The 12,015-nt window shown below is 53.5% G+C and carries 11 protein-coding genes; 10 read left to right on the plus strand and 1 reads right to left on the minus strand.

Translation table 11 applies throughout. The features are described from left to right. Positions 1-2: 2 nt before the first annotated feature. The 10 genes from truB (at position 3) to WC903_04545 (ending at position 11,008) form a co-directional block, all read left to right on the plus strand. Positions 3-728: a tRNA pseudouridine(55) synthase TruB gene (gene truB / locus WC903_04500; GenBank protein ID MFA5893202.1), complete on the plus strand. Its 726-nt coding sequence runs from the start codon at positions 3-5 to the stop codon at positions 726-728. Between the two features lie 103 nt (positions 729-831). Then, entirely contained in the window at positions 832-1,260 is a 429-nt protein-coding gene (locus WC903_04505) for an endonuclease domain-containing protein (protein MFA5893203.1), read from the plus strand. Beyond that, a complete protein-coding gene (gene ligA, locus WC903_04510) occupies positions 1,241-3,220 on the plus strand; it encodes an NAD-dependent DNA ligase LigA (protein MFA5893204.1) in 1,980 nt (659 codons plus the stop codon). The genes WC903_04505 and ligA overlap by 20 nt, the downstream gene beginning before the upstream one ends. A 61-nt stretch (positions 3,221-3,281) precedes the next feature. Further along, positions 3,282-3,695 carry an endonuclease domain-containing protein gene (locus tag WC903_04515; protein ID MFA5893205.1) on the plus strand — a complete coding sequence of 138 codons (414 nt, stop codon included), beginning with the start codon at positions 3,282-3,284 and terminating at the stop codon, positions 3,693-3,695. 6 nt (positions 3,696-3,701) lie between these two features. Continuing rightward, a complete protein-coding gene (gene rlmB, locus WC903_04520; GenBank protein ID MFA5893206.1) occupies positions 3,702-4,460 on the plus strand; it encodes a 23S rRNA (guanosine(2251)-2'-O)-methyltransferase RlmB in 759 nt (252 codons plus the stop codon). 111 nt (positions 4,461-4,571) lie between these two features. Further along, a complete protein-coding gene (gene pheS, locus WC903_04525; GenBank protein MFA5893207.1) occupies positions 4,572-5,588 on the plus strand; it encodes a phenylalanine--tRNA ligase subunit alpha in 1,017 nt (338 codons plus the stop codon). Further along, positions 5,588-7,588, plus strand: a complete 2,001-nt coding sequence (gene pheT / locus WC903_04530) for a phenylalanine--tRNA ligase subunit beta (GenBank protein MFA5893208.1) — start codon at positions 5,588-5,590, stop codon at positions 7,586-7,588. The genes pheS and pheT overlap by 1 nt, the downstream gene beginning before the upstream one ends. A 3-nt stretch (positions 7,589-7,591) precedes the next feature. After that, on the plus strand, positions 7,592-10,117 hold the full coding sequence (gene mutS / locus WC903_04535; GenBank protein MFA5893209.1) for a DNA mismatch repair protein MutS: 2,526 nt from the start codon (positions 7,592-7,594) through the stop codon (positions 10,115-10,117). Between the two features lie 13 nt (positions 10,118-10,130). Further along, positions 10,131-10,544 carry a hypothetical protein gene (locus tag WC903_04540; GenBank protein ID MFA5893210.1) on the plus strand — a complete coding sequence of 138 codons (414 nt, stop codon included), beginning with the start codon at positions 10,131-10,133 and terminating at the stop codon, positions 10,542-10,544. 2 nt (positions 10,545-10,546) lie between these two features. Beyond that, on the plus strand, positions 10,547-11,008 hold the full coding sequence (locus tag WC903_04545) for a hypothetical protein (protein ID MFA5893211.1): 462 nt from the start codon (positions 10,547-10,549) through the stop codon (positions 11,006-11,008). Here WC903_04545 and WC903_04550 read toward each other — a convergent pair. After that, positions 11,005-11,970, minus strand: a complete 966-nt coding sequence (locus WC903_04550) for a hypothetical protein (protein ID MFA5893212.1) — start codon at positions 11,968-11,970, stop codon at positions 11,005-11,007. The genes WC903_04545 and WC903_04550 overlap by 4 nt on opposite strands. Between the last annotated feature and the right edge of the window lie 45 nt (positions 11,971-12,015).

A 12,015-nucleotide genomic window follows, 5' to 3' on the forward strand; every position in this document is an offset into this window, starting at 1 on the left:
TTATGGACGGCATAATTATCGTTAACAAGCCGCCAGGTTGGACCTCATTCGATGTAGTGGCCAAGATCCGCGGCCTGACTAGGGTCCAAAAAGTCGGCCACTCCGGCACGCTCGACCCGATGGCGACCGGCGTTCTCCCCGTTTTTCTTGGCCGAGCGACCAAGAGCATCCAGTACTTCCTGAACGGCGATAAGGGATACGAAGGGGATATGACACTCGGGGTGACGACGGATACGGGGGATGCCGAGGGGAAACTTCAAACTTCAAACATCCAACTTCAAAACAATTGGCAAATTACAATGACCAAAGAACAAATCGAAGAGGCATTTAAGAAATACATTGGAGAGATCGAGCAGGTGCCGCCGATGTATTCGGCGATCAAGATCAAAGGCCAGCGGCTCTATGACCTGGCTCGCCGGGGGATCGAGGTCAAGCGGGAGTCGAGAAAAATTACCATTTACGATTTACGCGTTACGCATTACGCGTCACCTCTTGTTTCCTTTTCCGTCCTCTGCTCCAAGGGGACCTACATTCGCCAACTGGCGGTCGACATAGGTGACGATCTCGGTTGCGGCGCCCATCTCTCCCGGCTGGTCAGGACCTATGCCCATCCGTTCCGTCTCTCCCAGGCCCATGACCTCGAGACAATCGTCACCCTGGCCAAGATAGGACAGTTGGATAGCATTATAATTCCGGTGGAGGCAATCCTCACTCCCGAGAGGCGTTGAGGTGAGCTGGCTAGATGCCCTCCTCACCCCCTAGCTGTGCCAAAGTGAGCGCTCCCCCTCTCCATCTGCGATGGAGAGGGGGATATCTATAAACGGTTAATTGATGAAGAGAAATGACAGTAAATACAGAACAATCTTAGGTGCTAGGGAACTGCGTAAGAGGATGACTCCAAGCGAAAAGTTGCTTTGGAAATATTTGAGCGATCGGGGGATGGTAGGGGTCAAGTTTCGCCGTCAGCATCCGATCAGTGGCTTTATCCTTGATTTCTTCTGTCCGACGCATAACTTGGCCATTGAGCTGGATGGCGCAATACATGCCAATAGGGTAGAATATGACCGTGAAAGAGAGCAAGTCTTGAGGTCGTTAGGGATAAAAGTACTTCGTTTCAAAAACGAACAAGTAATAAACTCACTGGATTCAGTCCTAAAAACCATCAAAAGAACGATTTTCCCCTCTCCATTGAAAATGGAGAGGGGTGCCGCGACGCAGTCGCGGCGGGGTGAGGAAGGTAATGGACAAGGAAAGAACTAAAAAGAGACTAGAAGAAATAAAGACACTGATTCGAGAATCAGATAAGTTATATTACGGGAAGGATTTACCCTTAATAAGGGATGAGTCTTATGACAAGGTCTTTAGAGAGCTTCAGGAAATAGAGCGTCGATATCCGGATTTACTGATTTCAGATTCTCCCAGCTTGCGGGTGGGTGGCGAGCCTTTAAAGTCCTTTAAAACCGTTACTCACAAAAAACCACTTCTTTCGTTGGACAATGTGATGAGCGAAGAAGAGTTAGATGATTTTGACCGTCGGGTTAGGGAAGGTTTAGGGAAAGAACATGTTGATTATGTATGCGAGCTCAAGATTGATGGGTTGGCTGTAACATTAACTTATAAGAAAGGGAAATTCTCTGTCGGTTCTACGCGGGGCGATGGTATACATGGGGAAGACATTACCTCAAACCTAAAAACGATTAAGGCTATTCCGATGTCATTGCCGGAAACTGTCGATTTGGAAGTGAGGGGTGAGGTTTACTTGCCGGTTAAGGAACTGGCAAAACTTAATGAAGATCGGGAAGAGGTTGGAGATCCGAGGTTCGCAAACCCGCGTAACGCAGCAGCTGGATCACTTCGCCAACTCGACCCAAAGGTTACTGCGAAAAGACCATTAACAATATGGGTTTACTTTGCTGAAACTGAACCGAAACTGAAGACGCACCAGGAGACTTTAGAGAGAGTTAAAGAGCTTGGTTTTCGAGTTAATCCAAACATTAAGCTCTGTCACGGGATCGAAGAGGTCCAAAAGTTCATTAAACACTGGGAAACGGCACGAGAAAAGCTGGATTACGAGATCGATGGGATAGTGATCAAGGTTAACAGCCTGACCGAACAGGAAAAACTCGGTTTTACCGCACGCGCTCCCCGTTGGGCGGCCGCCTTCAAATATCCGCCAATGCAGGCGGTGACGATCATCGAAGATATTCAGGTCCAGGTTGGGCGGACGGGAGCGATCACGCCTGTTGCTTACTTGAAACCGGTCCACCTGGCTGGGGTCATAGTCAAACGGGCGACATTGCATAATGAGGACGAGGTTCGCCGCAAAGAGATCAAGATCGGCGACCACGTGAAGGTCCAGCGGGCGGGGGAAGTTATTCCGGAGGTTGTAGAAGTCATCAAGTCGAAACGGACCGGCCATGAGAAAGAATTTAAAATGCCGCATAAGTGCCCGGTCTGCGGAGCGGAGATCTTTAAGCCAGCAGGCGAAGCGATCGCCCGCTGTACTAACGCGACCTGTCCGGCCCAGGTGATGGGGCGCGTCCGTTTGTTTACTTCCCGCGAAGCAATGGATATTGAACACGCAGGACCAGCTTTGATCGATCAACTAGTTGCCAAAGAGTTGATCAAAGACGCGGCTGACCTTTACACGCTAGATAAGGCGGATATCATGAAGCTGGAGCGGATGGCCGATAAATCTGCCCAGAATGTCGTCAACTCGATCAAAGCGAGCCTAGACCGGCCGTTCGAAAGAATGCTCTATGCTCTTGGTATTCGGATGGTCGGCAAACGAACGGCGCAGATCCTGGCCGACCATTTTAGCGACATCGACCACCTGGCCAAGGCCAACGAAGAAGAACTGTCCAAGGTCCATGAGGTTGGGCCAAAAGTTGCAGCATCGATCGTTACCTTCTTTAAACAGAAGGGGAATATACACTTAATTGAGAAGTTGAAGAAAGCGGGAGTAAGAACTAAGGAACTAGGAACTAAGGGGCCGCAGCCGTTAAAAGGGAAAACTTTCGTCTTTACGGGTGGGCTGGAGCATTATACCCGACCGGGAGCCGAGGAATTGGTGCGCAAGCTTGGCGGCTCGGCTTCCGGGTCAGTTTCTAAAAACACTAGTTATGTCGTGGCTGGTACTGACCCGGGGTCGAAGTACGAGAAGGCGAAGAAGTTGGGGGTTGAGGTGATTTCGGAAGAGGAGTTTAGGGCCCTCATCTAGATGCGTTGAGGATTAGGACCTTCTCCCAAAGGGAGAAGGGTTTTGGGGGAAGGGAGTAGAGATGAAGCCGATTAAGAAAGTATTTGCCAGGCAGTTGAGAAGTGATCAGACCGATGCCGAGAAGTTGGCTTGGATGCAGTTGCGGGATAGGCGTTGTTATGGGTTGAAATTCAGGAGACAACATGTTATTGAAGGGTTTGTAGTTGATTTCTATTGTGACCAGATCGCGTTAGCAATCGAAGTTGACGGGGGCATTCACAAAAGACGAAGAGAGTATGATGAGGCGAGGGACGATGTAATTTGCTCGAAGGGGGTTAGTATTATTCGTATCGAGAATGAAGCGGTGGCTCAAAACCGCAATATAATAAACAAAAAAGTGAAAAGCTTCCTAATAAGGAACAAAATACCCTTTCAAAACCCCTCTCCCTCTGGGAGAGGGTCTTTAGCTTTGCCCAAGATAGGTGAGGGGCGCTAACCAGCCATGAAAGAAAAACTCAAACTAGTCAAAAATCTTCTCGAAAAGCGCTCCGCCCGGCGGAAAGAGGGGAAGTTCGTGGTCGAGGGACCGCATCTGGTGGAAGAAGCCGGCCAGCGGATCGAGTTCATCGTCTACGCGGAGCGCTTGCCGATCGTCGAAAAGTTGATCGGGCTTAGCGTGCCGGCTTATAAGGTCTCGAGCAAAGAGTTTGCCGCGCTATCGGAAGTTGATGCTCCGCAAGGTGTCCTGGCGGTCGTCCGAACATTTCAGTCTAAGCTCGATGAGTTGTTAAAGGGCGCCAAGACTTTGATCGTTTACTGTGCCGGGATACAGGACCCAGGGAACCTCGGGACTATTATTCGCTCGGCTGACGCTCTTGGGGCGACCGGAGTTATTCTTTCCAAAGGGACAGTTGACCTGTATAACCCGAAAGTCGTTCGCTCAACGATGGGCTCTCTTTTTCACCTGCCGCTGGTGACGGTCGAGGACGACGCGGAAACCATCAAGCAATTAAAGAAGAATAATGTTAAAATTATTGCTACATCGGCTGAAGCGGAAAAGAGTTGTTCTGACACCGAGCTAAAGGGACCGGTAGCAGTTTTGATCGGGAATGAAGGTGCCGGATTGGCCGAGGAAATCATTGAACTGGCAGATGAAGTGATCAAAGTTCCAATGGCAGGGAAGGCCGAATCGCTGAATGCCAGTGTGACCACGGCGATTTTGCTTTACGAGATATCGAGGCAGCGTAGCGGCGGTCTTTAGACCGCCATTATTTGGCGACCTGAAGGTCGCCGCTACATTCCGAATTTTACCCCTCTCCCTCTGGGAGAGGGGGGGCAGGTTTAGCGTTGGCGGGTGAGGGCTTAAATATAAATGGAAAATAAGATCAAACAACTGACGGATGAAGCATTAAACGTCATTGCCGGGGCGCAGACGGTCGCGGCGCTTGATGAGGCGCGGATCCGCTTTGCCGGCAAGAGTAGCGAGTTAATGTCACTTCTCAAGTCGCTCGGTTCATTATCTCCTGAAGAGCGGCCCAAGGTCGGCGCTCTGGTCAACGCGGCCAAGCACACGATCGAAGGGGCGCTTCGCGACCGCCACGATATTCTCCTGCAGGGTGAACAGTCGCAAAAGATCGCCGCGGAAAAAGTTGATGTCACATTGCCGGGGAAGGGGATCCGCCGCGGCAAGTATCATCCCTTAACCCAGGTTATGGAAGAAGCCAAAGGGATATTCTTCCGGCTCGGCTTCGAAACGGCCGAAGGACCGGAGGTTGAGACCGAATATTACAATTTCGATGGCCTGAACATTCCGCCGTATCATCCGTCACGCGATATGTGGTCGACCTTCTTCATTAAGGACGATACTCTGCTCCGGACCCACACTTCGCCGGTCCAGGTCCGGGTGATGGAGAAAAGAAAGCCCCCGCTGGCGATCATCGCTCCGGGACGCGTTTACCGCTGCGATTCTGACGCCACCCATTCGCCGGTCTTTCACCAGCTGGAAGGGTTTCTGGTCGATAAGAAGGTGACCTTCGGCGACCTGAAAGGGACGCTGACCGAATTTCTCCGCCAGATGTTTGGCCAAGAGCGGAATGTCCGTTTCCGGCCGAGCTTTTTCCCGTTCACCGAACCGTCGGCCGAGGTCGACGTCGAATGCATGATGTGCGCGGGAAAAGGGTGCCGGCTCTGCAAAGAGACCGGTTGGCTGGAGGTCCTTGGTTCCGGGATGATCGACCCGAACGTTTTTAAGTCGGTCGGCTACGACCCGGAAAAGGTGAGCGGTTACGCTTTTGGCATGGGGATCGACCGGATCACCATGTTGAAATACGGTATTGATGACATTCGTTTGCTTTACGAGAATGATCTCCGCTTTTTGGAACAATTTTAATGAGAGTACCAATAGAGTGGCTAAAAGAGCTGATCAGTTTTCGCGCCAGTGCCGACCAACTGGCGGAAATGATGACGATGGCCGGCCTGGAGACGACCGTCCAGCCGAACGAGGTCCTCGAGATCGATATCCTCCCTAACCGGGCCGACTGCTGGAGCGTCCGTGGGATTGCCCGCGAAGTTTCGGCTTTGACTAAATTCAAGGTCCATAAGGCCAAAGCCAAAGTTAAAGAAACTGGCCGGTCGATCAAGGACGCGGTCAAAGTTGAAGTGCGCGATAAGGATCTCTGTCCCCGCTATATGGCGCGAGTGATCGAGAACGTTAAGCTCGGCGAATCGCCCGAATGGCTGAAAAAAAGGTTGGAGCTGGCCGGGATGCGGGCGATCAATAATGTCGTCGATGTGACCAATTATCTAATGCTCGAGCTCGGCCAGCCGATGCACGCCTTTGACGCCAACCTGGTCAAAGATAAGTTCATTATCGTTCGCCGGGCCAATCCGGGCGAAAAAGTTGTGACGCTGGACGGGAAAGAACACGAACTGCCGAGCGACGTGCTGGTCATCGCCGACCCGGATAAAACGATCGCAGTCGCCGGAACGATGGGCTGTGCCAATACCGAGGTAACTAACGCGACCAAAACGGTCATCCTTGAATCGGCTTACTTTAATTCCGTCTCCGTTAACCGGACATCCAAATTACTCAAGACCAGGACCGAGTCGTCCGTTCGTTTCGCTTACGGAGTTGACTGGGAGGCGGTGGAAGAGGCGCTCGATCGGGGTGCGGCGCTGATCGCCGAGCTGGGCCGGGGCGATGTCCTCAAAGGTAAGATCGATTCGATCGGCCAGGCGATGAAACCAAAAGTTATCGAATTGCGTCCCGAGCGGGTGAACGCCATCCTGGGGGCGGATATTACGGAAGGCGACATGATCAGCATCCTGAAACGGCTCGGTTTTGAGGTCAAGAAAGCTGAAGGCAAAAAACTAAAAGTCGAGATCCCGTTATTCCGGGCGATGGATATTGAGCGGGAGATCGACCTGGTGGAAGAGATCGCGCGGATCTGGGGCTTTAACCGGATCGAACCGACCCTTCCCAACACTTCTTTTCCTGGCAAAGAGGTCGAGCGTTTCGACCCGTTCCTCGCTAAGGTCAGGGAAATACTGACCGGGGAAGGGTTGGATGAGGTCCAAAGCTACAGCCTGATCGGCCCGCGGGAACTGGCCCAGATCGGCTATCCGGCTGATCAAACGGTCAAAGTGTCCAATCCCCTGACTGTTGAGCAGTCGGTCCTCCGGCCGTTGCTTTTGCCCGGAATGCTTAATGTCCTGAAGCATAACCAGAACCGGCAGGTCGAGAATGTCATGATCTTTGAAATAGGGCGGGTCTTTAAACCGTCCAAAGAGAAACTGCCGCTGGAAGGGTGGCGGGTAACCGGACTCCTGTGCGGACGGCCTTTCATGTCGGCTCTGGACAAAGGTGAGGTCGATTATTTCTTTGTTAAAGGGGTCGTCGAGAACCTTCTGGCCGGTCTCGGTATAGAAATGCCGGCGATCGCTCCGTCCGAACACGCGCTGCTCCAACCGGGGAAGGGGGCGGAACTGGCTGGGATCGGTCAGTTCGGAGCGCTTCATCCCGACATCGCGCGAAGAGCTGAATTGACCAAACCGGTTTTTTTCTTTGCCTTTGACCTCGACGCTCTGTTTAAATTAAAACCGGCCGAGGCCCGTTACCAGCCGTTGCCGAAATACCCAGCCGTCGATCGCGACATCTCGATGTTCATCCCGGCCGGCGTTTCGAACCAGCAGATCGTTGAGATGGTCGAGGCGATCGGAGGAGAGCTGGTCGAGGCGGTCTATCCCTTTGACAAGTTCAACGAGAGCATCGCTTACCGGATAATTTATCGTCACCCGGAGCGAACACTGACCGAAGAAGCGGTCAATGCCCGCCACCAGCTCGTTATTAAAGAACTGACCTCGACCCTCAACGTTCGGATAAGGATGTGACCGATGGCTGACCAAAGCCCGATGGTCAAGCAATACCAGGAGATCAAGGCCCTCCACCAGGACGCTATCCTGTTTTTCCGTCTGGGTGATTTTTATGAGATGTTTTATGAGGACGCGGCTCTGGCTTCTCGCGAATTAGACCTGACGCTGACCGGCCGCGGCAAGGATGACAACCGGATGCCGATGTGCGGGCTCCCTTACCACGCGGCCGAAGGTTATATCGCCAAGCTGATCGAGAAAGGTTACAAGGTCGCGATCTGCGAACAGGTCGAAGATCCCGCCCAGGCTAAAGGTTTGGTTAAGCGCGATATTGTCCGGATAGTTACCCCCGGGACGGTCTTCGAAGCCTCCATGCTGGCCGAGAAGAGCAGTAATTACCTGATGGCGGTCAACCACGATAAGGGGAACTTCGGTTTGGCTTACGTTGACGCGACCACCGGCGAGTTCAAACTGGCTGACTTTGCTTCGTTCACTCAGCTGGCGGATGAGATCGCGCGGGTCAGTCCTGCTGAATTGCTTGTTTCAGATGTTTTTCCGCAAAACCTGGAACCGCGACGTTCAGTCGCAGGTTCCAAGTATAAAGATATTTACGACGGCGCGACGGCCGGCGAGAAACTTCTCGAGCATTTCCAGGTCAGGTCGCTCGAATCGTTCGGTTTAACGGGGAAAGAAACGGCGCTGGGTGCGGCGGCCGCCATTATCGATTATTTGAAAGAGACGCAGAAGACGCGCCTCGACCATATTAACAAACTCCAATATTACCGCCCGGCCGATTTTATGTTCATCGATACAGTGACCCGGCGAAATTTAGAATTAGTCCAAACGGCCCGCGATAAATCGGCGCGGGGGAGCTTGCTCAATGTCCTTGACCGGACGCGGACGCCGATGGGAGGGCGCTTGCTCCGGCAATGGCTCCTCCAGCCGCTCTTGAATGTGGCGGCGATCAATGCTCGTCTGGACGCGGTGGAAGAATTGTTCCATCACGGCTTGAACCGCGCCGAGTTGAGCGCCGGCCTGAAAGATATCTTCGACTTGGAACGGCTGACCGGAAAAATCGCCAACCGTTCGGCTAACGCCCGCGACCTGGTCGCCCTGAAAGAATCGCTTCGCCAGCTCCCCAAGATCCGCGCCATTCTCTCCCGCTGTCAGGCTAAACTGCTGACCGATGGCGTGCTGGCCAGTGATACGGAACATTTTTCCACGGTCATCCAGCTGGTTGACCAGGCCATTGTCCCCGAACCACCGCTCCTCCTGAAAGAGGGTGGTTTGATCCGGTCGGGATACAACGCTGAACTTGATGAACTGAAGAGCGCTTCCGGCGGCGGCCGGCAATGGATCGCGGAACTAGAGGCGCAGGAGCGCCAGCGGACCGGGATCAAGTCGCTCAAGGTTGGCTATACCAGGGTCTTCGGTTATTACATCGAGGTATCGAATTCCAACCTCGAGTGGGTGCCGACCGATTATATCCGCAAACAGACGCTGGTCAATGCCGAACGATTCATCACCCCGGAATTGAAAGAGAAAGAGTCGTTCATCCTCAATGCCGACGAGCGCTTGCAAGAGTTGGAATACCAGCTCTTCGGCGCGGTGCGTGATGGGGTGGCGGCGCATGTGCGCCAACTGCAGACGATGGCGGCGAAAGTCGCCGAGATCGACGTTCTCCTCTCTTTAGCCGAAGTGGCGGTGGAGAACCGTTATTGCCGGCCAGTTTTTGAGGATGTAGGGACAGGGCTTGTCCCTGTCCGTGGACAGCCACAAGGGCTGTCCCTACATATAAAAGAATCCCGCCATCCGGTCGTCGAAAAAACTTTAGGCGAGTTCCAGTTCGTCCCCAACGATGTCCGAATGGCCGATGATTCCCGCTTCCTCCTGATCACCGGACCGAATATGGGGGGGAAGTCGACTTACATGAGACAGGTGGCGCTGATCAGCCTGTTGGCGCAAATGGGTTCGTTCGTTCCGGCGCAGCAAGCGGAGTTATGCCTGGTCGACCGGATCTTTTCCCGGATCGGGGCGATGGACGATATTTATTCCGGACAGTCGACCTTTATGGTCGAAATGACCGAGACCGCCAATATCCTAAATAACGCGACCGAGAGGAGCCTGATCATCCTGGACGAGATCGGGCGGGGGACCTCCACTTTTGACGGGATGTCGATTGCCGCGGCGGTGGCCGAGTTTATCCACCAGAAGATCGGCGCCAAGACACTGTTCGCTACTCACTACCACGAGCTCACCCAACTGGCCGAGAAACACCCGGGGATGAAGAATTTGAATTTGCTGGTCACGGAATCGGGCGACCAGGTGACTTTTCTGCGCAAAGTGGGTGAGGGGCCGGCGGACCGGTCATACGGCATCCAGGTGGCCAAGTTGGCCGGCTTACCGCCGGAAGTAGTGGCCCGGGCCAAGGAAGTCTACGCGACGCTGGAAATGGTCGAGAACGACCTCGGACAAAAAAAGCCCTCCACAATCAAGAAGAAATCAGGTAAAATAAGTCCGGTCACTAAGGCGCAAGCCAGTTTGTTTTGAAAGGAGTAAAGTAATGAAGAAATTGTTAGTTGTCAGTTGTTTGTTGTTGGTCGTTAGTTCAGTCGCCTGCGCGGCAGTTCCCGAGATCGTTGGTGGGGTGCGCGATGGTTTGGCGATCGGCCTGCAACTAGAGAGCAGTGTGGCCAGAAATCTAACGATCAGGGGTGGGATCGAATTCGATTCCGGCTCTCAACCGGTCGTTGCTTTTCTCGGAGGGAAAATACCTTTGACCAGCTTAGGGCGGATGCCGTTAGCGCTCGGTTTGGGCCTGGTCGGGTATTTCGGGAACAACAAAAACGATGTCGGCTTTTCTCTCTCTTTTGTTTTTGCCCGTTTCCTGGATATTGAACCGCTCTTCCTGGAAGTCGGTGTTGACGTGGCCGGTCACGGCCGGCCGCTGGCCCAGCTCGGTTACAAGGTCTATTAAGCATGAAAAAGGCGCTGACTTTAGCGCTGGCCTTGGTTGTCTTGAGCGGTTTGGCTTGGGCCAGCCATAATGAGATCACGGGTGGGTTCCGCAACGGGTTGGCGTTCGGATTAAAATACGAAGAGACCAAATTTGGCAGTCTGGCCTTGAACTACGGGCTGGAAGCGACGACCGGAGAGGATTTTTCCTTTACCGGTGACAACCCTGTGATCCTTTTTGGCGGGGTAGAACTTCCTTTATTCGAACTTGGCCCCAGAAAAATGCCGACCTCGCTGGAACTGGGGTTGGTCGGTTATTCCGGCAATCAGTCGCAACTCGGTGTTTACGCCTCGGTCATGGTCGATAATTTAAATGGGATAGAGCCGCTCGATCTTGAGGTTGGTTATGATTATTTTGGCGATCACGGCCACGTGACGCTCCAACTCGGTTATACTTTGGTCAGCGACCTGACGTCTACGCACTAATACCCGGGGACGACCTCAAAGCTGTCATATTGGTGGTCAAAGATCATGACCAGCTGATTGAATATCTCGCCGTAGCTCTGTTTGCCAGTGCGGCGCTGCAGCTCGATCATCCACTGCGCGGGTGGCGCGGGGTCGCCCCGGCCGGCGCGCATTTGCATCAGCTCGATCAGGACAAGATGGTCGCCCGGCTCCTCGGTCAGCACGCGGCGCGCGGCCAGGGCAACTTCGGCCAGGCCGATCCTTTTGGTCAGAGTGTGGATCATCGCCAGTTGCCCGATGGTCGTAATGATATGACGGGTCTCGGGGTTGACCCGGATGGCGGTCAGTTCGCGGCGGGTCGTCTCGATCGTTTCATTGAACGATCTGGCGAGATAATCGCGCGGCAGGCAGGGTCCGCACAGGGTCTGATAAATGGTCTTAAGGCGAGCCAGGTTTTGCCCGTAGAGCTGGGTGGTGGCTGATAACATTTGATGTAAACTTTCTTCGTCCAGGTTGAGTTTTCTTTCCCGGAGGTACGAGTTGGTTATGGCGACAGTGGCCGCGTCGACCAGTTCAGTAGTTTCGCCGGAGAAAAAGATGACCGGGGAGTGGCGTCCGGCTTTCCCGGTAGTCATCAGTTGGTAGAGGCCTTCGCCCAGGATCAGTGGGGCCAGCTCCAGGACCAGTCGCGGGCCGGCTTGAAGAAAAACGTGGATCTCCCGGCTATCCGGTTCGAGCTCGACGATCGACCGGTTGTTGTCCCTGGCCTCGAGCCCGACCAGTAGTTCCAGCGGGAGATTGTTCCGGGTCAGGCGGTGGAAATTATCCAGGATGCCGTGCAGGTCTTGCAATAATTTTGAGACGTTCTTCTGGGTCCAGCCTGCGAAATAGAGCTTGGTCTGTCCCTGAAAAAGCTTGCTCGCGGCTTGTGTGTTGGCCGGGATGGCCAGGCATCGGTTACGGTCGATCTTATTGCTGGGCATGGTTACACTCTTATCGCTCCGCCGGGACAATGATTTCAGCTCATT

The sequence above is a fragment of the Candidatus Margulisiibacteriota bacterium genome, from assembly GCA_041658645.1.
Lineage (GTDB): Bacteria > Margulisbacteria > WOR-1 > O2-12-FULL-45-9 > XYB2-FULL-48-7 > JBAZZV01.